General features: G+C 56.6%; 25 protein-coding genes. 9 read left to right on the forward strand and 16 right to left on the reverse strand.

Annotated features, from left to right (window positions below):
* Window positions 1-357: 357 nt before the first annotated feature.
* Both ACFO24_RS01245 and rpiA read right to left on the reverse strand, forming a co-directional pair.
* Entirely contained in the window at window positions 358-1,587 is a 1,230-nt protein-coding gene (locus tag ACFO24_RS01245) for a nucleoside recognition domain-containing protein (RefSeq protein WP_377736418.1), read from the reverse strand.
* 55 nt (window positions 1,588-1,642) lie between these two features.
* On the reverse strand, window positions 1,643-2,335 hold the full coding sequence (rpiA, locus tag ACFO24_RS01250; RefSeq protein ID WP_377736419.1) for a ribose-5-phosphate isomerase RpiA: 693 nt from the start codon (window positions 2,333-2,335) through the stop codon (window positions 1,643-1,645).
* 37 nt (window positions 2,336-2,372) lie between these two features.
* Between rpiA and ACFO24_RS01255 the strand changes: the two genes are divergently transcribed.
* A complete protein-coding gene (locus ACFO24_RS01255) occupies window positions 2,373-3,419 on the forward strand; it encodes a quinone-dependent dihydroorotate dehydrogenase (RefSeq protein WP_377736420.1) in 1,047 nt (348 codons plus the stop codon).
* A 42-nt stretch (window positions 3,420-3,461) separates the two neighbouring features.
* On the opposite strand, the gene ACFO24_RS01260 is transcribed toward ACFO24_RS01255, so the two are convergent.
* The 11 genes from ACFO24_RS01260 to ACFO24_RS01310 form a co-directional block, all read right to left on the reverse strand.
* Window positions 3,462-3,866: a hypothetical protein gene (locus tag ACFO24_RS01260; RefSeq protein ID WP_377736421.1), complete on the reverse strand. Its 405-nt coding sequence runs from the start codon at window positions 3,864-3,866 to the stop codon at window positions 3,462-3,464.
* Window positions 3,863-4,294: a phage holin family protein gene (locus ACFO24_RS01265; protein WP_377736434.1), complete on the reverse strand. Its 432-nt coding sequence runs from the start codon at window positions 4,292-4,294 to the stop codon at window positions 3,863-3,865. Before ACFO24_RS01265 ends, ACFO24_RS01260 begins: the two co-directional genes overlap by 4 nt.
* 77 nt (window positions 4,295-4,371) lie before the next feature.
* Window positions 4,372-4,683 carry a DUF883 domain-containing protein gene (locus ACFO24_RS01270; protein WP_207575890.1) on the reverse strand — a complete coding sequence of 104 codons (312 nt, stop codon included), beginning with the start codon at window positions 4,681-4,683 and terminating at the stop codon, window positions 4,372-4,374.
* A 137-nt stretch (window positions 4,684-4,820) separates the two neighbouring features.
* Window positions 4,821-5,105: a FixH family protein gene (locus tag ACFO24_RS01275; RefSeq protein WP_377736423.1), complete on the reverse strand. Its 285-nt coding sequence runs from the start codon at window positions 5,103-5,105 to the stop codon at window positions 4,821-4,823.
* Window positions 5,106-5,132: 27 nt separating this feature from the next.
* Window positions 5,133-6,563 (reverse strand): cytochrome c oxidase accessory protein CcoG, encoded by a 1,431-nt coding sequence (ccoG, locus tag ACFO24_RS01280; RefSeq protein WP_207575898.1) that lies wholly within the window; start codon window positions 6,561-6,563, stop codon window positions 5,133-5,135.
* Window positions 6,564-6,630: 67 nt separating this feature from the next.
* Window positions 6,631-7,557: a cytochrome-c oxidase, cbb3-type subunit III gene (gene ccoP / locus ACFO24_RS01285; protein ID WP_377736424.1), complete on the reverse strand. Its 927-nt coding sequence runs from the start codon at window positions 7,555-7,557 to the stop codon at window positions 6,631-6,633.
* A 26-nt stretch (window positions 7,558-7,583) separates the two neighbouring features.
* On the reverse strand, window positions 7,584-7,721 hold the full coding sequence (locus ACFO24_RS01290) for a cbb3-type cytochrome oxidase subunit 3 (protein WP_207575887.1): 138 nt from the start codon (window positions 7,719-7,721) through the stop codon (window positions 7,584-7,586).
* 12 nt (window positions 7,722-7,733) lie between these two features.
* Window positions 7,734-8,363, reverse strand: coding sequence for a cytochrome-c oxidase, cbb3-type subunit II (gene ccoO / locus ACFO24_RS01295; RefSeq protein WP_207575886.1), 630 nt, complete (start codon window positions 8,361-8,363; stop codon window positions 7,734-7,736).
* A gap of 20 nt (window positions 8,364-8,383) precedes the next feature.
* Window positions 8,384-9,823: a cytochrome-c oxidase, cbb3-type subunit I gene (gene ccoN / locus ACFO24_RS01300; protein ID WP_207575885.1), complete on the reverse strand. Its 1,440-nt coding sequence runs from the start codon at window positions 9,821-9,823 to the stop codon at window positions 8,384-8,386.
* A gap of 64 nt (window positions 9,824-9,887) precedes the next feature.
* Complete coding sequence (ccoS, locus tag ACFO24_RS01305; protein ID WP_207575884.1) at window positions 9,888-10,025, reverse strand: cbb3-type cytochrome oxidase assembly protein CcoS; 138 nt, start codon at window positions 10,023-10,025, stop codon at window positions 9,888-9,890.
* Window positions 10,026-10,035: 10 nt separating this feature from the next.
* Window positions 10,036-12,471 carry a heavy metal translocating P-type ATPase gene (locus ACFO24_RS01310; protein ID WP_377736426.1) on the reverse strand — a complete coding sequence of 812 codons (2,436 nt, stop codon included), beginning with the start codon at window positions 12,469-12,471 and terminating at the stop codon, window positions 10,036-10,038.
* Between the two features lie 158 nt (window positions 12,472-12,629).
* On the opposite strand from ACFO24_RS01310, the gene ACFO24_RS01315 reads away from it, so the two are divergent.
* Entirely contained in the window at window positions 12,630-13,073 is a 444-nt protein-coding gene (locus tag ACFO24_RS01315) for a universal stress protein (protein WP_207575882.1), read from the forward strand.
* Window positions 13,074-13,270: 197 nt separating this feature from the next.
* Here the strand turns inward: ACFO24_RS01315 and serB are convergent, their stop codons facing one another.
* Window positions 13,271-13,987 (reverse strand): phosphoserine phosphatase SerB, encoded by a 717-nt coding sequence (gene serB / locus ACFO24_RS01320; RefSeq protein ID WP_377736427.1) that lies wholly within the window; start codon window positions 13,985-13,987, stop codon window positions 13,271-13,273.
* 134 nt (window positions 13,988-14,121) lie between these two features.
* Window positions 14,122-15,240, reverse strand: coding sequence for a high-affinity branched-chain amino acid ABC transporter substrate-binding protein (locus tag ACFO24_RS01325; RefSeq protein ID WP_377736428.1), 1,119 nt, complete (start codon window positions 15,238-15,240; stop codon window positions 14,122-14,124).
* A gap of 237 nt (window positions 15,241-15,477) precedes the next feature.
* Between ACFO24_RS01325 and ACFO24_RS01330 the strand changes: the two genes are divergently transcribed.
* Together ACFO24_RS01330 and ACFO24_RS01335 are read left to right on the forward strand one after the other, a co-directional pair.
* Window positions 15,478-17,574 (forward strand): 3-hydroxyacyl-CoA dehydrogenase NAD-binding domain-containing protein, encoded by a 2,097-nt coding sequence (locus ACFO24_RS01330; protein WP_377736429.1) that lies wholly within the window; start codon window positions 15,478-15,480, stop codon window positions 17,572-17,574.
* A gap of 27 nt (window positions 17,575-17,601) precedes the next feature.
* A complete protein-coding gene (locus tag ACFO24_RS01335) occupies window positions 17,602-18,777 on the forward strand; it encodes an acetyl-CoA C-acyltransferase (RefSeq protein ID WP_377736430.1) in 1,176 nt (391 codons plus the stop codon).
* A 108-nt stretch (window positions 18,778-18,885) separates the two neighbouring features.
* Here ACFO24_RS01335 and ACFO24_RS01340 read toward each other — a convergent pair whose 3' ends face one another.
* The gene (locus tag ACFO24_RS01340; protein WP_207575877.1) at window positions 18,886-19,875 is read right to left on the reverse strand and encodes an integron integrase; all 990 of its coding nucleotides are present in this window, start codon (window positions 19,873-19,875) and stop codon (window positions 18,886-18,888) included.
* 139 nt (window positions 19,876-20,014) lie between these two features.
* Between ACFO24_RS01340 and ACFO24_RS01345 the strand changes: the two genes are divergently transcribed.
* The 5 genes from ACFO24_RS01345 to ACFO24_RS01365 all read left to right on the forward strand — a co-directional run bounded on the left by ACFO24_RS01345 (window position 20,015) and on the right by ACFO24_RS01365 (window position 21,759).
* Window positions 20,015-20,314: a DUF1010 domain-containing protein gene (locus ACFO24_RS01345; RefSeq protein ID WP_377736431.1), complete on the forward strand. Its 300-nt coding sequence runs from the start codon at window positions 20,015-20,017 to the stop codon at window positions 20,312-20,314.
* A gap of 16 nt (window positions 20,315-20,330) precedes the next feature.
* Complete coding sequence (locus ACFO24_RS01350; RefSeq protein ID WP_084002014.1) at window positions 20,331-20,576, forward strand: DUF1010 domain-containing protein; 246 nt, start codon at window positions 20,331-20,333, stop codon at window positions 20,574-20,576.
* 288 nt (window positions 20,577-20,864) lie between these two features.
* Window positions 20,865-21,164 carry a DUF1010 domain-containing protein gene (locus ACFO24_RS01355; RefSeq protein WP_377736432.1) on the forward strand — a complete coding sequence of 100 codons (300 nt, stop codon included), beginning with the start codon at window positions 20,865-20,867 and terminating at the stop codon, window positions 21,162-21,164.
* Window positions 21,165-21,183: 19 nt separating this feature from the next.
* The gene (locus tag ACFO24_RS01360) at window positions 21,184-21,468 is read left to right on the forward strand and encodes a DUF1010 domain-containing protein (RefSeq protein WP_377736436.1); all 285 of its coding nucleotides are present in this window, start codon (window positions 21,184-21,186) and stop codon (window positions 21,466-21,468) included.
* A 33-nt stretch (window positions 21,469-21,501) separates the two neighbouring features.
* Window positions 21,502-21,759 carry a DUF1010 domain-containing protein gene (locus ACFO24_RS01365; RefSeq protein ID WP_377736433.1) on the forward strand — a complete coding sequence of 86 codons (258 nt, stop codon included), beginning with the start codon at window positions 21,502-21,504 and terminating at the stop codon, window positions 21,757-21,759.
* Window positions 21,760-21,817: the final 58 nt, after the last annotated feature.

Here is a 21,817-nt window from a genome sequence, read left to right on the forward strand (position 1 = left end):
GCAGGGATGAGTGCGCCCGCAAACAGCCGTGCAGCCGCAGCGGCTGCGCAAGTGGCCCCCACAAGGGGCGCCAAACAAGGCGGAACCGCTGGAAAGACGGTCTCCATTGCGCCAGATGAAAAACTCAGTCTCGTAGCACGCGCGAAACCGAGTTGTTCAGGACATCCCTAGCCCGCCGAGCGGTGGGTTTTACGTACAAACCATGACCAGGGTAAACACTGGGCGCAACTGTCTGCTAAAAACGCTGAAAGCGACTATTTACTCTTAATAACAAAGCTTAAAGCGCTTACCAAGCAACGTTTTATTAATATTTTTCTTAAAAAATGACTATAAATAAGCGTAAATAGCTATCATTTTTCAAGCAAAAAACCAATAACACACCCCTATCGCCGCCAGCACCCCAGCCAATTCAGCCAGCAACGCGCACGCTACCGCATGGCGGGCACGCTGAATACCCACAGCGCCAAAGTACACGGCCAACACATAAAAAGTGGTTTCCGTACTGCCTTGGATGGTCGCTGCCAGCAGCGCCGCAAAGCTGTCCACCCCATGGCTTTGCATGGTTTCAATCAACATGGCCCGTGCGGCACTGCCAGAAAAGGGCTTGACCAAGGCGGTGGGCAAAGCATCCACAAAGCGGTTGTCCACCCCCACCAGCCCCACCAGATAACGAACGCCGTCCAGGGCATAGTCCAACGCCCCGCTGGCCCGCAGCACCCCAATCGCACACAGCATAGCCACCAGGTAGGGCAACAAATCGCGGGCGACGGCAAACCCCTCTTTCGCCCCGGCGATAAAGCTGTCGTACACCGCAATCTTTTTCCAGGCCCCGACCAGCAAAAAAAGCAGCACCACAGCAAACAGACTGAGGTTGCCCAGCAGCCCCGACAGGCTGGCCAAGGCCGCCGCACTCAAACTGGCCAGCAAGGCCATGAACGCGGCCAACCCCAGCGCCAAAGGCAGCAAATACGCCAGCACCACCGGGCTGAGCAAGGGCAGGCGCTGCACAAGGGCCACGCTGACCAGTCCAACCAGGGTTGAGGCGGAAGTGGCCAGCAAAATAGGCAAAAAGACCAAGGTGGGATCGGCCGCGCCCTGCTGCAAGCGGTACATAAAAATCGACACCGGCAGCAGCGTCAGCGACGAGGCATTGAGCACCAAAAACAAAATTTGCGCGTTACTGGCCGTGGTGCTGCTGGGGTTGAGCTCTTGCAGCGCCCGGATGGCTTTCAGCCCCATAGGGGTGGCCGCATTGTCCAGCCCCAGGCCGTTGGCAGCAAAATTGAGCGTCATCAGCCCCAGGGCCGGGTGGCCACGGGGTATTTCAGGCATGAGCTTGGCAAACAAAGGTGCCAGCCAGCGGGCCAGGGCTTGCACAATGCCAGCCTCTTCAGCAATGCGCAAAAAGCCCAGCCACAAAGTCAAAGTGCCAAACAGCAGCACCATGACCTCGACCGAGAGCTTGGCCATGGCAAACAGCGCTTGCACCATGGCAGCAAACACCTGCGCGTTGCCAGCCAGCAACCACTGCGCCAGTGCGGCCACGGTGGCCGTGAGAAAAAATCCCAGCCACAAGGCATTGAGCATGGCAATCTGCCTTTACGGGAACGCTAGCAAAAACGGAGAAACAGCCACCCCAAACTCAGTAAGTGAGCGTGCGCACGCCCTCGGGCGTACCCAGCAGGCACACCTGCGCTTTTTGGTGGGCAAACACGCCGACAGTCACCACCCCGGGCCATTGATTCACTTGGGATTCAAACGCCAGCGGGTCAGTGATTTTCAAACCATGCACATCCAGAATGTGTTGGCCGTTGTCGGTCACCAAAGGCTGGCCATCTTTCAAGCGCAGCTGGGCATGGCCGCCCAGATCGGCAAAGCGACGGGTAATCTGCCCTGCCGCCATAGGGATCACCTCGACGGGCAATGGAAATGCGCCCAGGTGCGCCACCAGCTTGGAGGCATCGGCAATGCACACAAACTGCTGGGCCAGGGCAGCGACGATTTTTTCGCGGGTCAATGCAGCGCCGCCACCTTTGACCATATAGCCTTGGCCATCAATCTCATCGGCGCCGTCGATGTACACGCCCAGGCGCTCAACCGCATTCGCATCGAACACCGGAATGCCCAAAGCCAGCAAGCGCTCGGTGCTGGCCACGGAGCTGGAAACAGCGCCTTTGATTTCCCCCTTCATACTGGCCAGGGCATCAATGAATTTATTCACCGTCGAGCCCGTGCCCACGCCCACAATTTCGCCCGGGCGCACGTACTGCAAAGCGGCTTGGCCGACCAGAGTTTTCAGTTCATCTTGATGGATGGGGGCAGAAGGGGCTGTCATAAGAGAGAATCCTGGGGAAAAACCTTGGATTATCGCTATGTCACTCATTCCCTACGCGCTGATGCGCCCTGTTTTGTTCGCCATGGACCCCGAAGCGGCCCACGACCTGACCATGCAACGCTTGGCACAAAGCCAAAACACTTTGCTGCAAGCGGCCTGGCAACAAACCCAAATCAGCGACCCCATCACCCTGGCGGGCCTGACCTTCCCCAACCGCGTGGGCTTGGCCGCCGGGCTGGATAAAAACGCCCGCTGTATCGACGGCTTGGCCGCTATGGGCTTTGGTTTTGTCGAGGTGGGCACCGTCACCCCAAAACCCCAGCCAGGCAATCCCAAGCCACGCATGTTTCGCCTGCCTGAGGCCAATGCGCTGATCAACCGCTTTGGTTTTAACAATGATGGCCTGGACGCTTTTTTGCACAACGTGCAGCAGTCCAAAGTGCGCCGCAAGGGCAAATCCCTGCTGCTGGGCCTGAACATCGGCAAAAACGCGGCCACCGCCATCGAAAACGCCACGCAGGATTACCTGATTTGCCTTGAAGGCGTGTATCCCCATGCTGACTATGTGACGGTCAATATCAGCTCGCCCAACACCAAAAACTTGCGGGCTTTGCAAAGTGATGAGGCACTGGACAGTCTCTTGGCCGCTGTTGCCCAGCGCCGCGAAGAGCTGGCCCAGCAGCAAGGCAAACGGGTGCCAATCTTTGTCAAAATCGCCCCGGATTTGACCCCAGAGCAAGTGCAAGTGATTGCCGCCACCTTACAGCGCCATGGCATGGATGGCGTGATTGCCACCAACACCACCATCAGCCGCGAAGCCGTGCAGGGGCTGCCCCATGCCGATGAGGCCGGTGGCCTGAGCGGCGCCCCAGTCCTTGAGGCCAGCAACCGGGTGATTGGCCAGCTGCGCCAAGCCCTGGGCAAAGACTTTCCCATCATCGGCGTGGGTGGGATTTTGACTGCGGCCGATGCCGTCAGCAAAATCCACGCCGGCGCCGATGTGGTGCAGCTCTACAGCGGCTTGGTCTATACCGGCCCTGAATTGGTCACGCAAGCGGCGCAGGCATTAAAAAATCTGCGCTAACCGCCTGCTGCATCCCCACCCCTGGGTGGGATCGGTCTTGGATTAGCGCTTCAATTTGAGGAGCATTGGCAACAGCGTTGGCAAACTGCCCCGCACCACACGCAGCAAGCGCCGTGGGCCAATCATCAAGACGGCCGCCAACCCTGCCGAGGCCAGCGTTGTGGGATGCAAACGGGCGAACATGGCCAGGCGCTGGAGCAAAGGGGCATTGGCATCCACTCGCTCTGCACTGGCCAGCAATGCCGCTTGGCGGGCGCGTGTCAAGCGTGCCAGCAAACGCTGATCCCGCTGCGCTGCAATGCGCTGCAGCACTTCCCGCTGTGCTGGGGTGGCCCACTTCCAAGCACTGCTTTGACGCAATTGAACCAAAGCAGAAATTGGGGTGCCCTCTGCCTTGGCAAAGCCAGCATCTCGCTCTGCACCAGGCTTTTCAAGCGTTTCACTCATGCGCCGTCCTTTTCTTGCTGAGGGCTTGGTCCTGCTTGCCGATCGCACCACTCCTGCCACTCTTGGCAATCACGGGCCAATTCGGCTTTGGTCAAGGCAAAAGCTGGGCGTTTTTGCAGCAAGGCACTGCGCAGGGCGTACACCACCAAGCACCAAGCAAAGGCCCACACCCCAGCAATCGTCCAAGCTACCCCAATGCGGTGCGGGGTATCCCAAAAGTACACCAGCACAGCCAAAGAGATGAGCAGCGCAGCAACCAGTCCGAAAGCCACCACAGCAATCACCAAAACCAGCACGGTTTGCCAATGCTTTCGCTCTTGCGCCCACTCAAGCGCCGCTAAAGCGAAACGGTCTTGTGCCGCTTGCTTTGCTTCTTGGGCACAAGCGCCCAAGCGCTCTTTCCACGCCTGCAAGCCTAACCAGGACATCCAGTTCACATCAACGCTTTCATTCAGTCCACTTGGGCGTGAAAGGCCATCTTTCATGCCCAGGCCATCACCAAGATTTAACGACGGGCAAGTAAAAAGCCCACCAACGCCCCCACCGCCAATGCCGCACCCGCAACACGCCAAGGCTCATCATGGGCGTAACGATCTGCAGCTGCTGCCGCTTCGCGGGCTTGGCGTGCAGCTTCTTGGGCCGCCTCGACTGCCGATTCCCGGGCACGGCTTAGGCCCTCATCAATCCGATCACGCAAAGCACCAATTTGCGGAATGCTGTCCAAATCCTTGCTGGCCAGTAAACCCCGCAGGTCAGAGACCAAACGCTCCAAGTCTTGCTGGGCAGAGGAAACCGTATCAGAGACAGAAAAAGACATAACTTCACCTTTCTTAGAGCAAACCAAGGATGCTATCGAGCATCCTATGAACATTCAGAGACTTTGCATACTCTACCGGTTTTCTATCGACTCTTGGTACGAAAAAACCATAAACAAGGAGCCGTTGGCTCCTTTTTTTACGGCCTCAGAGGTGGCAAATCCTCATCCGGGGTAGCCGCGTGGTTGCGCACAGTGTGTGCAGGCCCCATATTTTTTTGCTGAGCTCGCAGCGTTTTATTAATGTTTGTACTATTTTCATAATAGTTTTCATCAATAACAGGATCGGCCGCAGAAAAAGCAATTACGACCGTAATGATCCCGGCAATCACCACAATCAAAGGGCCACTAATAATTAGCCAAACATGACCATATTTCCACCAAGGGCCAGAATTCTTACTCTCTTGAGCAGATGTAGATTGCATAAAATTTAATCCTTCAAAAAGCAATTTTTACCTAGGAACCAAGAATACAGAGCGCTCAGAAACCATTCCTTTTTCACTTTCCGCATCCACATCAAAAATAATTGGGTGAGAGCCACTACTGGCAGAACCGTAAGGAATCTGCACCCGAACTGGCAGTCCTACCGTATCTGTAGCGGGCACTACAACCACATTACCTTCCACCAGCTCAATACCCTCCAGCCCATGCACACGAACATGGTACTTCTGTGGTGTCTCAGTGGCATTCATGATTTGTAAGCGATAAGTATTTTCCAACTTTCCGCCCCCCACAATGCGAGCCAAAGAAGCTCGATCACGAATAACATCCACTTTCAATGGCTGACGCAGACTCATGCTAACGACCGTAGCAATACTCAAACCGATCAAAACAACCGTATAAATCAACACTCTAGGGCGAAGCACCTTGCGCAGAATCTTAGATTTTGCCCAACCTTGCTCTACCCCGTTTTGAGTAGTAAAACGTATTAATCCGCGTGGATATTGCATATTATCCATAATGCTGTCGCAAGCATCAATACACAAACCACAACCAATACATTCATATTGAAATCCATTGCGAATATCAATACCTACCGGACATACCTGAACGCATAATTTACAATCAATGCAATCCCCAAGCCCCTGGGATTTATAATCCACTCCCTTGCGACGAGGGCCGCGCTGCTCACCACGGGCAGGATCGTAGCTCACAATCAAAGAGTCACGGTCAAGCATGGCACTTTGAAAACGGGCATATGGGCACATGTATTTACATACTTGTTCACGCAAATAGCCTGCATTCCCATAGGTTGCAAAACCATAAAACAGCACCCAAAAAATCTGCCAATCACCTTGTAATTGCACAATCTCCAATCCCAAGTCTCGAATAGGAACAAAGAAGCCTACAAAAGTAAAGCCTGTCCATAAAGAAACTGCGATCCATAAAAATTGCTTAAAAGATTTCTTCCAAATTTTCTCAAATGTCCAGTTGCTATTATCCAGTCGAATACGAGCGCTGCGATCACCCTCAACTTTTTGCTCAATCCACATGAAAATTTCGGTATATACCGTTTGCGGACAGCTAAACCCACACCACAGTCGCCCCGCCACTGCTGTAAATAAAAAAAGGGCAAGCGCACAAATAATCAGCAGTGCCGCAAGATAAATCACATCCTGCGGGTATAAAACCATCCCAAATAAGTAAAATCTTCTAGCGCCAATATCAAACAATACCATCTGGCGGTCGCCCCACTGAATCCAAGGGACGACATAAAAAACAAATTGGGTAAAAAAGACCAACGCCCAGCGCCAGCGCATAAAAAACCCGTTAATTGAGCGAGGATAAACCTTCTGCTGCGCTTCAAAAAATGCATGTGAACCGGCATCTACCGATTTCATCGGCTGCATTTTTTGATCTTTTTTACCCTCTTCCTGCTTCATAGATTTCCCAAAATTTTGCAATAAAAAAAGCGGCATCATCGTGCCGCTTTTTCTTCAACCAAAGTAGTTAGTTTGCTGTACTGGGTTTATTCGAAAGGCTCCAGACGTATGCAGTCAGCACATCGATCTGAGCGGGCACCAGCTTGCCACCGTTCTCTTTGGCCTGTGGCGGCATGATATTTGGCTTGCCATTATTGATCATGTCAATAATCGTTGCTTCGCCCCAGCCATGTAACCAGATGTCGTCTGTGAGATTAGGAGCCCCCAGGGCTTGCATCCCTTTGCCATCTGCGCCGTGACAGGCAGCGCAGGCAACAAACTTATCTTTGCCTAAGACAGCTCTGGCAGAGTCGTGCGGGCTGCCCGACAAGCTCAAGACGTAATTGGCGAGGTTGCGGACATCTTCGGCCTCACCCACAGCCTCAGCCATAGGAGGCATCATGCCTTGACGACCTTGGGTAAGGGTTTCATGGATTTTCTCAGGGATTCCACCATGCAACCAGTCGTTATCGGTCAAGTTGGGGAAGGACTTTCCGCCACGGGCATCCGAGCTATGGCATTGGGCGCAATGGTTCTGGAACAGATTGGCACCAATAGCCATGGCTTGGCTGTCTTTGGACATTTCCTCAACACTCATCGCTGTAAAGCGAGCGTACAGGGGGGCCAAATCGGCTTCAGCTTTTTGTACCTCGGCTTCATAAGCACCGACTTGCGACCATTTGAATTGACCAGAAAACGACCCCAGACCTGGATAGGCAATGAGGTAGAAAACGGAAAAGACAATGGTGGAAACAAACAACCACATCCACCAACGGGGCATGGGGTTGTTCAATTCACGCAAGTCACCGTCCCAAACGTGACCAGTCGTGTTGTCTGCTGCAGAATCAACCTTTTTACGGGCTGTCAAAATCAATAGCAGCAAGCAGCCAAAAATGCCAACGATCGTGATTACCGCAATGTAGATTGACCAAAAATTGTTTACAAAATCGCTCATAAGTTGTTCTCATTCATAAAGAGGAGTCAATCTTGCTCAAAAGGCAGGTTGGCTGCCTCATCGAAACGGCCTTTATTGCTGCGGGCATACGCCCACAGCGCAATACCTATAAAGCAAGCCATGGAAGCCACCGTTGCGATGATGCGCATAGTTGTGATGTCCATAGTTCTCCTCCTTTACTTAGGCAAAGCCGTGCCGAGGCCCTGCAGATAAGCGATCACAGCATCCATTTCTGTTTTGCCCTTGACAGCTTCTTCAGCACCAGCGATTTCTTCATCGGTATAAGGCACGCCGACTTTGCGCAAAGCACTCATGCGCTGGGCCACTACCGTGTGATCCACCACCGTATTTTCCAACCAGGGGTAGGCCGGCATGATGGACTCAGGCACTACGTCACGTGGATTGACCAGGTGGATGCGATGCCATTCATCGCTATAGAGGCCACCGACACGGTGCAGATCCGGACCGGTGCGTTTAGAGCCCCATTGGAAGGGGTGGTCGTACACAAACTCACCAGCCACAGAATAGTGGCCATAACGCATTGTTTCGGCACGGAAAGGACGAATCATTTGCGAGTGGCAGTTGTAGCAACCTTCGCGAATATAAACATCGCGCCCCAGCAAGGGCAAAGGCTCATAAGGCTTAACCCCAGCAATCGGCTCGGTGGTCGATTTCTGGAAGAACAGCGGAACAATTTCCACCAAGCCGCCCACGGCCACCACCAAGAAGGTCAAAACGATCAGCAAGAAGTTGCTGGTTTCCACCTTCTCGTGGGTAAACCCCGCTTTTTTGTTGTTTGTAGACATGTTTTACAGCTCCCTGGAACTTAAGCGTGGGCAGGATTAACAGCAGGTACAGGCACTTTGACAGCACGGCCCGAGGCAGCTGTTTTCAGCACGTTCCACGCCATCACAACCATCCCAGACACGAACAGCAGGCCGCCGACCACACGAATCACGTAGAAAGGATGCGAAGCTTTCACACTCTCAACAAAGGTGTAGGTGAGCGTTCCATCGGGGTTCACGGCACGCCACATCAGGCCCTGCATCACACCAGCAATCCACATCGAAGCGATGTAGAGCACGATACCGATCGTGGCCAGCCAGAAGTGCAGCTCAATGGCCGACTTGGAATACATCTCTTCTTTGCCGAACAGACGCGGCACCAAGTAATACAACGAGCCCATGGTCACCAAGCCGACCCAGCCCAGAGCACCCGAGTGCACGTGACCCACGGTCCAATCTGTGTAGTGCGACAAGGCATTGACTGTCTTGATGGCCATCATCGGGCCCTCAAAAGTCGACATACCATAGAACGACAGGGATACGATCAAGAAACGCAGGATCGGATCGTCACGCAGTTTGTGCCAGGCACCCGACAGGGTCATGATGCCGTTGATCATGCCGCCCCAGGATGGTGCCAGCAGAATCAGGGAGAACACCATACCGACCGACTGCGTCCAATCAGGCAGCGCTGTGTAGTGCAAGTGGTGTGGACCGGCCCACATGTAGGTGAAGATCAGTGCCCAGAAGTGCACAATCGACAGGCGGTACGAATAGACTGGACGACCAGCTTGCTTGGGGATGAAGTAGTACATCATGCCCAGGAAACCTGCCGTCAGGAAAAAGCCCACCGCGTTGTGCCCATACCACCACTGAACCATGGCATCTTGCACGCCAGCATAGGCCGAGTAGCTTTTCATCCAGCCGGCGGGAATGGCAGCGCTATTGACCACGTGCAGCAGGGCAACGGCAATAATGAAAGCACCGTAGAACCAGTTGGCCACATAAATGTGCTTGACCTTGCGTGTGCCAATGGTGCCAAAAAACACAATGGCGTACGACACCCACACTGCAGTGATCAGCAGGTCAATCGGCCATTCCAACTCGGCGTATTCCTTGGCTTGAGTGAAACCCAGGGGAAGGGTAATGACTGCTGCCACAATCACGGCTTGCCATCCCCAGAAGGTGAAAGCTGCCAGTTTTGGGGCAAACAGCGTGGTTTGGCAGGTACGCTGCACCACGTAGTAGCTCGTTCCCATAAGGGCAGAGCCACCAAAAGCGAAAATTACCGCATTGGTATGCAAAGGACGCAAACGCCCAAAGCTTAGCCATGGAACACCGAAATTGAGCTCGGGCCAGGCAAGCTGAGCGGCGACAAACACCCCCACCAGCATGCCAATCACGCCCCAAATTACGGCCATGATTGAAAGCTGCCGCACTACTTTATCGTTGTAGTGGACCGCACTTGTTTTTACATTGTCCATCGTGCACCTCTTAAATTGCAGACAAAAGTTTCACCGTTTACAGCTTAAAAATTCTTGACTCAAGTCAATCCTGTCGAAGAATGCGCTCCCCCTCTTGCTCAACGCTCTCAAATTGGCCTCGATGCACTGCCCACCAAAGGGCAATAGCTATAAAAAAAACCAAGCCTACGGACAGCGGAATCAATAAATACAAGATATCCATCGCAACCTTCCTAACCAGCCGACGGCTGATTTATCCATTGAGGGGACGCTCCCTCAGCCTGCAGCGGCAGTGCCAACTGGTTTTTACTGCCCGCCAAACGGGCCGCATTTATCACCACCCACAATGAGCTGGCGGCCATGCCTAGGCCGGCCAGCCACGGTGGCACCATACCAAGCGCGGCAAACGGTACAGAAACAATGTTGTAAGCCATGGCCCAGCCCAGGTTCTGGCGCACGATGCGCAATGTTTTGCGGGCAAATGCCAGGGTTTGCACGATTTGGCGCAAGTCACTGCCCAGCACCACAAAATCCGAGCGTGCCCGGGCCAATGGTACGGCACGGCCAAAGGCAAACGACACATCGGCACCGGCCAATACTGGGCCATCGTTCAAGCCATCGCCAACCATGCCCACCGTGACATTTTGGGCTTGTAAAGCCTGCAAGGCCAGCAGCTTATCCTGCGGGCTGCGCTGGGCTTGGTAGTGTGCAATGCCAACCGCCTCGGCCACACGCGCCACAGCCGCAGGGCCGTCGCCAGAGAGCAATTGCACTTGAATGCCCAAAGCTTGCAAGTCATGCACCACCTGGGCCGCCTCTGGGCGAACACACTCTTCGAGCTCAAAGGCGGCCAAGGGAAGGACAGCAGGCGCTGAAGCCATGCCCTCTGGTTCACTTTGCTCAAGCGATAAGTACACCGCTTGGGTCAGCGTCTGCGGCCAGTTTCCCGCCGCTGCAAAAGCCAATGAACCCAGCCGCACCCAGCGAGGCTGGCCCTGCCAATGGGCTGAGGATTGCACCTGGGCCCGCAAACCTTGCCCGGCCAGCTCTTGCAACAGCAGCACTTGCCAAGCATGCTCATCCTCACCAACGCTCAAACTTTGTAGCGCTTTGGACACAGGATGCATAGATTGTTTTGCCAAAGCAACGGCCAATGCCGAATATTCAGCGGGCAGTGCTTCACCATTTGCAGCATGGCTCGCTTGCACGGCCAACCCCTCTTGCGTCAGGGTGCCGGTTTTATCAAAAACAATCGTGTGCACCTTGGCCAAGGCTTCCAATCCTTGCAGATTGCGCACCAACACCCCTTGCCGCGCCAAGGAGCCTGCCGCCGTCAAAATGGCCACCGGGGTCGCCAAGGACAGGGCGCAGGGGCAGGTAACAATGAGCACCACCGCCGCATACAACAGGCCTTTACCCGGGTCGTGCGGCCACCAGTAAGCGGCCGTGGCCGCCGCAAGCAACAAAATTCCCAGCAAAAACGGCCCAGCCACCTTGTCCGCCAATTGGGCCAATCGGGGTTTTTGCGTGCTGGCCTGCTCCATGAGGCCGACAATTTCGGCAAAGCGGGTGGACTCGCCCAGTGCTTGCACCTGCATTTCGACCATCGCACTCAAGTTAAAGCTGCCAGCGACCACGGCGCAGCCCTCAGGCTTGCTGACCGGGCGCGATTCCCCCGTGAGCAAAGCCTCATCGGCCTGGGTATGCCCACGCACAATGACACCATCTGCCGGAAAAGCTTCGCCTGGCAACACTTTGAGCACATCGCCCAGCACAACCCGGCGCAAGGCTACGCGGGCAAACTGTCCATCGTCTTGGCGCTGCAAAACGCTGTCGGGCAGGCGATTGAGCACGTTTTCCAAAGCCCCTGCGGTGCGATCACGCAGGCGCACTTCCAGCCAGCGCCCGGCCAGCAAGAAAGCGGCAAACATCGACAGCGAATCGAAATACACCTCGCGCCCAAAAATTCCTTTTGGGTCAAACGTTCCCCAGCTGCTGATGACAAAAGTAATCGCCATGCCCAAAGCCACGGGCAAATCCATGCTGATGCGCCCTTGGCGCAAATCCCGCCAGGCACCGCTAAAAAACGGCCCGCAAGAATAAATCAGCATGGGGATACAAATCAGCCACGAAGCCCAGCGCAGCAGGGTTTCGATCTCCAGCGACAAATCACCGGGCTTGGCCTCATAGGCCGGCCAAGCGTACATCATCACCTGCATCATGCAAAAAGTGGCCAGCAACCAGCGCCACAGCATCTTGCGCTGTGAGGCTTGGCGCAGCGTTTTGGCATAGATATCTTGGGCCGGAACGGCGCGGTAGCCGGCTTGGGCAATGGTGGCAAACCACTGCGATGGTTTGGTCAGTCGCGCATCCCAGACGATGCGGGCGCGGTGTGCCGCAGCGGACACTTCCACGCGCACGATGCCTGGAGCGCTGCGCAATGCCTCTTCAATACTGAGCGCGCACGTGGCGCAGAACATCCCCTCCAGCGCCACGTGCGAATCCCAAATAGGAACCGTGGCTGGATCGGAGGAAGTTGTTGAGGGCGTTGCAGCCCCAGCGGGTTTGCCAAACTGTGGCCACTCCTGGGGATCATCTAGAAGAACGTGTTCTTCCTCAGCCTGCGCCCTTTTTTCTTCAGAAACAAGAAGATGCGAATCTTTTTGCACAAGACTCTGAGCAAATAAAGTCATAACGTTGCGGGCCCGCATCATAAACGCTTTGACCCGGGTCAAATCTTCTGAGCAAAGACAACCTAAGCTGCTAAAGTATTCATAGCGTAAAAAGTATACTTTTCAACGCTATTTTTCACCCAGGAGGTCTATTTATGTATGAACGCATTTTGGTAGCCACTGATGGCTCTGCCCTGTCAGAAAAAGCGGTGCAAAGCGCACTGTCCTTGGCCAAGCTCAGTGGCGCAACCCTGGTGGCGTTGCGTGTCATTCCCCGCTATCCGCGCAGCTACCTGGAAGGCGGCGCCACTGTGGATATTTCAGAAATCAAACGCATTGAGGCCCAGTGGACTGCCCAAGCACAAGAGCAATTGAGCGCCATCAAAGCCGAGGGCAAAAATATGGGTGTGACGGTAAAAACCACCATCGCCAAATCTGACTTGGTGGCCGAATCCATCATCGCCACCGCAGACAAGCAAGAGGTGGACCTGATCGTCATGGCCTCACACGGGCGCAAGGGCATTAAGCGCCTGCTGCTGGGCAGCGAAACGCAGCATGTGCTGACCCACTCGGGCAAACCGATTTTGGTGCTGCGCTAATCACCGTTGAAACGCCAGGTAAGCATCAAATCAGCAGCGGATACCGCCCAACAAAAAAGCGACACACATGGTGTCGCTTTTTGCTGCAGCACAGGTGCTTTAACTTAAAAAATAGAGCTTGTTGCGCTTGAGAATAAAGCGTTTCAGCTTGTTTTTTATCTGAAATCTTTATTTTTAGAGCGGGTCGCGCTACTTTTTCAGCCCAATACTTCCAGCAGCCGATCCAAACCACCTTCATTGATACACACCTGGGCTACGCTGCGCACGCGCGGCTTGGCGTGGTAGGCCACCGACAGGCCGGCCGCCTCCATCATGGGGATGTCGTTGCTGCCATCGCCCACGGCAATGCACTGGGCTGGGGCAATGCCCAGCAGGCTGGCCACTTCCAGCAGGGTGCGGCGTTTTTCGGCACCGTCGCAAATATCGCCCCAGCATTGCGCAACCAAGCCACCGGTGAGCACGCCGTCAGCCTCTTCCAGCACGTTGGCGCGGACAAAGTCGATGTTCAGCAGGCCGCGCACGTATTCGGCAAAAAAAGTAAAACCGCCGGAGACCAGCAGCACTTTGAGCCCCGCTTTTTGCGCTGCCTGCACCAGCTCTTGCGCGCCGGGCGACAACTTGAGGCGCTCTTGGCGCACTTGCAGCATTTGCGCCTGCGTCACGCCGCGCAGCTTGGCCACCCGCTGGCGCAGGCTGTCTTTAAAGTCGGCGATCTCGCCGCGCATGGTCGCTTCGGTGATGGCGGCCACTTCAGCTTTTTTGCCCGTCACATCGGCAATCTCGTCGATGCATTCGATGGTGATCAGGGTTGAATCCATATCAAAAGCGATCAGTTTGTAATCGCTCAGACGCAAGGTGGCGGGGTCTTTGGCCAGATTTTGGATCAGCAAGCCGGGGGCAATTTCGGTGGACATAAGTCAGGGGAAGGCAGGTAAAGGGCAGAAAGAACAGGCAAAAAAAATAGCTTCAAGCGCTTATCATATAAGCGTTTGAGGCTATTTTAATAGAAATTAATACTGCCACTTATGCCGCAAGCTGGTGCAGTGCATCAGCGCACCAGCTTGCGCTGGCCACTCTTATCGAGCTTGAAGACGACAAAATCAAAATTCTTCAAATCGCCCTTGCGGTCAAAGGCCACGGGGCCAATCACCGTATCAAAGCGATTGCTGTGCATGTACTCCGCCACTTTTTTGGGGTCGGTGCCCACGGCTTTCATGCTTTCGTGCAGCACTTGAACCGCAGCGTAGGCGGGCATTTGGTAGGCACCGTTGGCGGGGCGTTGGGCTTTTTCAAAGGCTTGGACGATGGCTTGGTTCTCGGCGCGGGCGCTGAAGTCGGCCGGGTAGGTAAACAGCATGCCTTCCAGCGCTGGGCCCGCAATTTCGACCAGGCTTTGGTTGAAAGCGCCTTCGGCCCCCATGAATTGGGTTTGCAGGCCTTGCTCTTTGGCCTGGCGCAGCAGCAAGCCCATTTCAGGCGGATAGCCACCAAAGAACACCACGTCGGGTTTGATGGTTTTGAGCTTGGTAATCACGGCGGAGTAATCGCTGTCCCCGGCATTAATGCCGTCGTACAGGGCAATATTCGCCCCCAGTTTCTCCAGCGAAGCCTTCACATGCTGGGCCACACCGGCACCATAGGTTTGTTTGTCGTGCAGCACGACGATGGTTTGGGCGTTCAGGCGGGCGGCGATAAAGCTGGCGGCAAAGGGGCCTTGCTGGTCATCGCGGCCAATGGTGCGGAAAAAGTGGCGGCCCTTGAGGTTGTCCGTCACCTGCGGCGCCGTCGCACCGGGGGTGATGGCAACAATGCCCTCTTCTTCGTAAATTTTTGCTGCAGGCACCGTAACCCCCGAGCAGACGTGGGCGACCGCAAATTTGGCACCTGAGTTGATCACCCGGTTGGCCGCAGGCACGGCTTGTTTGGGCTCGCAGGCATCATCAATCAACACCGGTTGGTAGGGGCGGCCATTCAAGCCACCGGCTGCATTCAAGGTTTCAATGGCGGTTAAAACGCCGGCCTTGAGCTCATCGCCGTATTGGGTATTGGGCCCCGTCATGGGGGCGGGCACGCCAATCAAAATGGGCTCGGGGGCAGCACTGGCGGTGCCCATCAAGGTGGCGGCAGCCAGGGCGATGCTGGCGCGAAGGAAGGTGGTGCGTTGCATGAAGAAATTCTCAAAGAAGAAAACACGTAAAACACGGAAAACACGAAAAGGCATTGTTGGGCCCGTGCGCACGGTTTTTTCCCTGGGATTTCCCTCAAATTTGTCTGTAATCCAACAGTGTTTTGAGTAATTAGCCCCCGCCATGTCCCCGAAGGGACAAAACGCCGTCGCAGGCCGTCCCTAGAATGTGTTTTTTAGAACGTTCGTTCTATTCATGTTTAACCAAGGAGACCTGTGATGACGGTTCACTACCAAGTCCACACCGATGTGGCTGTGCTGACCCTTGACCTACCCCCTGTCAATAGCCTGGGGCAGGCCATGCGCCAGGCGCTAGCCGCTGGCCTGCAACGCGCCCAGGACGATCCCCAAGTGCAGGCGATTGTGCTGACCGGCGCGGGCAAGGCGTTTTCCGGCGGGGCCGACATTAGCGAGTTTGGCCACGATGCCGCGTTTGCCGAACCCAATCTGCACACCCTGATTGCCATGGTGGAAGGCTGCAGCAAGCCCGTGGTTGCCGCCTTGCACAGCGTTTGCATGGGCGGCGGGCTGGAGCTGTCGTTGGCCTGCCACTACCGCATAGCCACACCCGATTGCAAGCTGGGCCTGCCCGAGGTGAAACTGGGCCTGCTGCCCGGCGCAGGCGGCACACAGCGCCTGCCGCGTGCCCTGGGAGTAGAGCCGGCGCTGAACATGATCATCAGCGGCGAACCGGTGGCCGCCGCCCTGCTGGCCCAGGTGCCGGGGCAAAAGCTACTGACCCAGCTGGCCACCAGCGCTGCCACCTTGCTGGATGAAGCCGTGGCCCTGGCCCGCAGCGTGGCCAGCGTGCGCCCGCTGCCGCTGGTGGCGGCGCTGCGGGCCCGGCACCCGCAGGGCGATGCTTACTTTCAGTTTGCCCGCAACATGGTCAAAGGCATGGCGAAACACTTCCCCGCCCCGGCCAAGTGCGTAGATGCCGTGCAGGCGGCCACCCAGCAAAAAATCACCGACGGCCTGGCGACCGAGCGCGACCTGTTCCTGCAACTGATGTTCACCCCCGAATCGCGGGCACTGCGCCACTTGTTCTTTGCCGAGCGCGCTGCCAGCAAGATTCCGGACGTGCCTGCCAATACCCCGCTGCGAGCTATTGAAAGCGTAGCTGTTATCGGAGCAGGCATGATGGGTGGCGGCATTGCCATGAACTTTTTGAATGCTGGCGTGCCGGTCAAGCTCCTAGAAACAAAGCAAGAAGCGCTGGAGCGCGGCGTGGCCACCATCCGCAAAAACTACGAAGGGCAGCTGGCCAAGGGCAAACTCACGCAGGACAAGTACGCGCAGCGCATGGCCCTGCTCTCCACCACGCTGGACTACGCCGACCTGAAAGATGCCGACCTGGTCATCGAAGCCGTGTTCGAGGACATGGCCGTCAAGCAGGCCGTGTTCACCCAACTGGATGCCGTGGCCAAGCCCGGTGCCATCTTGGCCAGCAACACCTCCACCCTGGATTTGAACCAAATCGCCGCCTTCACCCAGCGCCCGCAGGACGTGGTGGGCCTGCACTTTTTCAGCCCGGCCAACGTCATGAAGCTGCTGGAAGTGGTGCGCGGCGCAAAAACCGCCAACGACGTGCTGGCCACCGCCATGGCCGTGGCAAAAAAAATCCGCAAAACGGCCGTGCTCTCGGGCGTGTGCGATGGCTTTATCGGCAACCGCATGATCGAGCGCTACAGCCAGCAGGCCGGCTTTTTGCTGGACGAGGGCTGCACGCCTGAACAGGTGGACAAAGCGGCCGAGCAATTTGGCTTTGCCATGGGCCCATTCCGCATGAGCGACCTGGCGGGCAACGACATTGGCTGGGCCATTCGCAAGCGCCGCGCCATTGAGCGGCCAGACATTCGCTACAGCAAAACCGCCGATCTGCTGTGCGAGCAAGGCCGCTTTGGCCAAAAAACCGGCGCGGGCTGGTACGACTACCTGCCGGGCAAGCGCAACGCCATCCCCAACGCCGACGTGGTGGCCATGATCGCCGCCAACCGCCAGGCCCAAGGCATCACGCCGCGCCAGATTGCGGACGAAGAAATCGTTCAGCGCCTGGTGTTCAGCCTGGTGAACGAAGCCGCGCACATTCTGGAAGAAGGCATTGCCACCAAGGCCAGCGATATTGATGTGGTCTATATCTTTGGCTACGGCTTTCCTGTGCACCGCGGCGGGCCGCTGTGCTACGCCAACGAAGTGGGCCTGTTCAACGTCGTCGCCGCCATGCAGCGCTTTGCCAACAACCCGCTGGACGATGCCGCGTTCTGGCAGCCCGCGCCGCTCTTGCAGCGCCTGGTGGCTGAAGGCAAATCGTTCTGATCGCACCGTATTAAAGGGAATAGTGCTATGACTTCCGCAGTAATCGTCTCCACCGCCCGCACCCCACTTGCCAAGAGCTGGAAGGGCGCGTTCAACCTGACCTATGGCCCCACCCTGGGCGGCCACGCCGTGCGCCATGCCGTGCAGCGGGCCGGCATCGACGCGGCTTTGGTCGAAGATGTCATCATGGGCTGCGCCCTGCCCGAAGGCACCACCGGCGCCAACGTGGCGCGGCTGATCGCCCTTCAGGCGGGCCTGCCGGTCACGGCCTCGGGCCTGACCATCAACCGCTTTTGCTCCTCAGGCCTGCAATCCATCGCCCTGGCCGCGCAGCGCATCATCGCCGGAGAAAACGACGTGCTGGTGGCCGGTGGCGTGGAAAGCATCTCCTGCGTGCAGCAAGAGGTAAACATGCACATGGCGCACGACCCGGCCCTGGCTGCCAGCAAACCAGAAATCTACTGGAACATGCTGCAAACGGCCGAGAACGTCGCCCAACGCTACCGCATCGGCCGCGATGCAATGGACGAATACGGCGCCGCCAGCCAGCAAAAAGCCTGCGCCGCCCAGGCAGCGGGCCTGTTTGATGCCGAAATTGCCCCCATCACCGTCACCGCCGGAATCGCCGACAAGCAACGGGGCCTGATCACCAAAGAAGTGACCGTATCCAAGGACGAAGGCACGCGCGAGGGCACCACCGTGGCCGCCGTCAGCGGCCTAAAAAGCGCCCTCCCCGGCGGCCTGATCACCGCCGGCAACGCCAGCCAATTCAGCGACGGCGCAGGCGCTTGCGTGGTGGTCAGCGAAGATTTTGCGGCCCGCAACGGCCTGCAACCCCTGGGCCGCTTCCTGGGCTTTGCCGTGGCGGGCTGCGAGCCGGATGAAATGGGCATCGGCCCCGTCTTTGCCGTGCCCAAGGTGCTGAAAAAACTGGGCCTCACCGTGCAGGACATCGACCTGTGGGAGCTGAACGAAGCCTTCGCCGTGCAAGTGCTCTACTGCCGCGACACCCTGGGCATCCCCAACGAGCGCCTGAACGTCAATGGCGGCGCCATCGCCCTGGGCCACCCCTACGGCGTATCAGGCCAGCGCCTGACCGGCCACGCCCTGATTGAAGGCAAGCGCCGGGGTGCCAAACGCGTGTGCGTCACCATGTGCATCGGCGGCGGCATGGGCGCGGCCGGGGTGTTTGAGGTGCTGTAACCCGGCCTGGATGCCCAATCCGTAGCCACCATAAAAAAAGGAAGCCCAGGCTTCCTTTTTTTATAGCTGCAAGCGCTTTATTAATCAGCGTTAGAAGCATTTAAGTACCTAAAGTGCATCCAACGGACTCAAAATACCGCGCCCGCCTTTATTCATTACATGGGTGTAAATCATGGTGGTGCTGACATCGGCATGCCCCAGCAGCTCTTGCACCGTGCGAATGTCGTAACCCGCTTGCAGCAAATGCGTGGCAAACGAGTGGCGCAGCACATGGGGGCTAACAGGCTTGGCAATCCCAGCACGGCGTGCCGCATCGCGCACAGCGCGTTGCACCGAGGTGGGCAGCACATGGTGCCTGCGCTCTAGCAACTCTCCGGTACGTGCATCTGGGCGCGGGTCTTGCGAGCGCACAGGCGAAGGAAACACCCATTGCCAGGGCCAGCTGCGGTCGGCCTCGGGGTACTTCATGGCCAACGCATGGGGCAAATAGACACGCCCAAATCCCGCCAATACATCTTTTTCGTGCAAAGCACGCACTTTTTGTAGCTGCGCTTTTAATGGGGTAATCAAGTTTTCTGGCAACACCGTGACCCGATCTTTATTGCCCTTGCCCTCGCGCACGATGATTTCGCGGCGCTCAAACTCAATGTCTTTCACGCGCAGGCGCAGCCCCTCCAACACCCGCATGCCAGTGCCATACAGCAAATGAGCAATCAAACCCGGCGTGCCTTCCATATGCTGCAGCAATTCACGCACCTCGCTGGGCGTTAACACCACAGGTAAGCGTTGTGGTGTTTTGGCCTGCACCACCTCATCGAGCCAAGGCAATTCGATTTGCAGCACTTGCTTGTAAAGGTAGAGCAGCGCTGATTTGGCCTGATTTTGTGTCGATGCTGATACCTGCCGGTGTACTGCCAAATGCGTCAAAAAAGCCTCCACCTCGGCTGCACCCATATCTTTTGGATGGCGCTTGTGGTGAAAAAGAATGAAGCGCTTGACCCAATCGGCGTACGCTTCTTCAGTGCGAATGCTGTAGTGCCGCGTGCGCAAATGTTCACGCAAACGGGGGAGCAGCTTGGGGGGTGGAGGGGTGTTCATCCGCCAATTTTTAGACCGCTCTAAATGTCAGGCATTGGAGATTTCCCCATGAATAGGGTTTAACATGGTGGCATTAGGCATCGTACATCTCTACAGTCCACGATGTCTATTTTTAGTTAGTCCTCTCATATTCCTCTTTATGCAGGCCTACATTCATTCCAGCGCTTCGCCTTTATCCAAGGTTTCTCCTTTGGGTTTTTGGCGCTTTGCCGGGCTTCGCCTGCGTTCGCTTGGTCGGTTTCAGGCCTTTTGGGCCTCTGGCGCTTGTGTAGCAAGCGCTGCTAGCTATCATTCTTGCAGCGCTGCGCCGCTTCCGTGGCCCAGCGCTTTTTCGTGGGCTGCGCCCTTCTTCAAGGCTGGGCGCTCCCTGTTGGCCTTCGGGTCTAACTCTGCGGTCAAGCGGACCCGCATTCTGCGGGCCGCTTACCTTGGCCGTTAGTCCCATCACCCGTTTCATGCGCGCAGCCACCCGTTCCAGCGCTCCGCCCTGTTCCAAAGGCTTTCAAGCCTTTTGGGCCCCCAGCGCTTGTGCAGCAAGCGCCACCAGCTATCCTTCTTGCAGCGCTGCGCCGCTTCCGTGGCCCAGCGGTTTTTCGTGGGCCGCGCCCTTCTTCAAGTCAGGGCGCCCCCTTTTGGCCTTCGGGTCTAACTCTGCGGTCAAGCGGACCCGCATTCTGCGGGCCGCTTACCTTGGCCGTTAGTCCGCATTAATCCGGCCGCATCAAAACCCATGCTTTATTTACCCGCATCCACCTCATCAAGCGGTTTTCCGCTGGGTGCTGGCTTGCGTGCTGGGCTTCGCCTTTTAGCGTTGCGCTCTTTGGCAGGTATGCAGGCATTTCCACCGGTGTTTGGTTTCGTCCAGCCTTGTACTGCTCGTTTTGTGTGCGAGGCTGTTTCTTTTCACACGTTGGGTCTAACCCATCGTTCCAGCGGATCGCCTGCGGCGACCGCTGAACTCAAGCGTTAGTCCCTTCATATTCCGCTTTATGCAGGCCAGCATTTACTCCAGCGGTTCGCCTTTCTCACAGGTTTCTCCTTTGAGGTTTCGGCGCTGCGCCGGGCTTCGCCTGCATTCGCCGCGCAAGTTTCAAGCCTTTTTGGCCTCTAGCCCTTGTTCAGCAAGCGCTGCCAGCTATCATTCTTGCAGCGTTGCGCCGCTCCCGAGGCCCAGCGCATTTTCCTGGGCCGCACCCGTCTTTAAGTTTGGGCGCTCCCTTCTGGCCTTCGGGTCTAACTCTGCGCTCAAGCGGACTGGCTTTCAGCCAGCCGCTTATCTTGGCCGTTAATCCCTTCATATTCCGCTTTATGCAGGCCAGCATTTATTCCAGCGCTTCGCCAATCTCAAAGGTTTCTCCTTTGGGGTTTTGGCGCTGCGCCGGGCTTAGCCTGTCAGCACTGCGCAGGTTTCAAGCCTTTTTGGCCTCCAGCGCTTGTGCAGTAAGCGCCACCAGCTATCATTCTTGCAGCGCTGCGCCGCTTCCGTGGCGCAGCGCTTTTTCATGGGCCGCGTCCGTCTTCAGGGTTGGGCGCCCCCTTTTGGCCTTCGGGTCTAACTGTTCGTCGCAGCCGACCGCCTACGGCGGCGGCTGAACTCAGGGCGTTAGCCCGCTCCAAAATCCATTTATGCAGGCCCGCATTTATTCCAGCGTTTTGCCCATCGCAAAGGTTCGGCCTTTGGGGTTTGGCCGTTGCGCCGGGCTTCGCCTGCACTCACTGCGCGGGTTTCAAGCATTTTTGGCCTCTAGCGCCCGTCCCGCGTGCGCTAGCAGCTCTTTCTTTGGTAGCGTTTCGCGGGTGCGCAGCGCTTTTTCAAACCCCGTCGGGTCTAACCCGGCGGTCAAGCCGATCCGCCTTCGGCGGCCGGCTTACCTCGTTCGTTAGTCCCTTCATATTCCGCTTTATGCAGGCCAGCATTTATTCCAGCGCTTCGCCAATCTCA

The organism is Comamonas denitrificans, from assembly GCF_042654745.1.
Classification (GTDB): Bacteria; Pseudomonadota; Gammaproteobacteria; order Burkholderiales; family Burkholderiaceae_C; genus Comamonas; species Comamonas denitrificans.

Bases quoted from the DNA above. Each gene is read 5' to 3' on its own strand.
- ACFO24_RS01255 (WP_377736420.1), top strand. From the start codon at position 2,373: ATGTCACTCATTCCCTACGCGCTGATGCGCCCTGTTTTGTTCGCCATG.
- ccoS (WP_207575884.1), bottom strand. From the start codon at position 10,025: ATGGATATCTTGTATTTATTGATTCCGCTGTCCGTAGGCTTGGTTTTT.
- ccoG (WP_207575898.1), bottom strand. From the start codon at position 6,563: ATGAAGCAGGAAGAGGGTAAAAAAGATCAAAAAATGCAGCCGATGAAA.
- ACFO24_RS01345 (WP_377736431.1), top strand. From the start codon at position 20,015: ATGCAGGCCTACATTCATTCCAGCGCTTCGCCTTTATCCAAGGTTTCT.
- ACFO24_RS01315 (WP_207575882.1), top strand. From the start codon at position 12,630: ATGTATGAACGCATTTTGGTAGCCACTGATGGCTCTGCCCTGTCAGAA.
- ACFO24_RS01260 (WP_377736421.1), bottom strand. From the start codon at position 3,866: ATGAGTGAAACGCTTGAAAAGCCTGGTGCAGAGCGAGATGCTGGCTTT.
- ACFO24_RS01265 (WP_377736434.1), bottom strand. From the start codon at position 4,294: ATGTCCTGGTTAGGCTTGCAGGCGTGGAAAGAGCGCTTGGGCGCTTGT.
- serB (WP_377736427.1), bottom strand. From the start codon at position 13,987: ATGTCCACCGAAATTGCCCCCGGCTTGCTGATCCAAAATCTGGCCAAA.
- ACFO24_RS01330 (WP_377736429.1), top strand. From the start codon at position 15,478: ATGACGGTTCACTACCAAGTCCACACCGATGTGGCTGTGCTGACCCTT.
- ACFO24_RS01290 (WP_207575887.1), bottom strand. From the start codon at position 7,721: ATGGACATCACAACTATGCGCATCATCGCAACGGTGGCTTCCATGGCT.
- ACFO24_RS01355 (WP_377736432.1), top strand. From the start codon at position 20,865: ATGCAGGCCAGCATTTACTCCAGCGGTTCGCCTTTCTCACAGGTTTCT.
- ACFO24_RS01245 (WP_377736418.1), bottom strand. From the start codon at position 1,587: ATGCTCAATGCCTTGTGGCTGGGATTTTTTCTCACGGCCACCGTGGCC.
- ccoO (WP_207575886.1), bottom strand. From the start codon at position 8,363: ATGTCTACAAACAACAAAAAAGCGGGGTTTACCCACGAGAAGGTGGAA.
- rpiA (WP_377736419.1), bottom strand. From the start codon at position 2,335: ATGACAGCCCCTTCTGCCCCCATCCATCAAGATGAACTGAAAACTCTG.
- ccoP (WP_377736424.1), bottom strand. From the start codon at position 7,557: ATGAGCGATTTTGTAAACAATTTTTGGTCAATCTACATTGCGGTAATC.
- ACFO24_RS01360 (WP_377736436.1), top strand. From the start codon at position 21,184: ATGCAGGCCAGCATTTATTCCAGCGCTTCGCCAATCTCAAAGGTTTCT.
- ACFO24_RS01275 (WP_377736423.1), bottom strand. From the start codon at position 5,105: ATGCAATCTACATCTGCTCAAGAGAGTAAGAATTCTGGCCCTTGGTGG.
- ACFO24_RS01365 (WP_377736433.1), top strand. From the start codon at position 21,502: ATGCAGGCCCGCATTTATTCCAGCGTTTTGCCCATCGCAAAGGTTCGG.
- ACFO24_RS01340 (WP_207575877.1), bottom strand. From the start codon at position 19,875: ATGAACACCCCTCCACCCCCCAAGCTGCTCCCCCGTTTGCGTGAACAT.
- ACFO24_RS01325 (WP_377736428.1), bottom strand. From the start codon at position 15,240: ATGCAACGCACCACCTTCCTTCGCGCCAGCATCGCCCTGGCTGCCGCC.
- ACFO24_RS01335 (WP_377736430.1), top strand. From the start codon at position 17,602: ATGACTTCCGCAGTAATCGTCTCCACCGCCCGCACCCCACTTGCCAAG.
- ACFO24_RS01350 (WP_084002014.1), top strand. From the start codon at position 20,331: ATGCGCGCAGCCACCCGTTCCAGCGCTCCGCCCTGTTCCAAAGGCTTT.
- ccoN (WP_207575885.1), bottom strand. From the start codon at position 9,823: ATGGACAATGTAAAAACAAGTGCGGTCCACTACAACGATAAAGTAGTG.
- ACFO24_RS01270 (WP_207575890.1), bottom strand. From the start codon at position 4,683: ATGTCTTTTTCTGTCTCTGATACGGTTTCCTCTGCCCAGCAAGACTTG.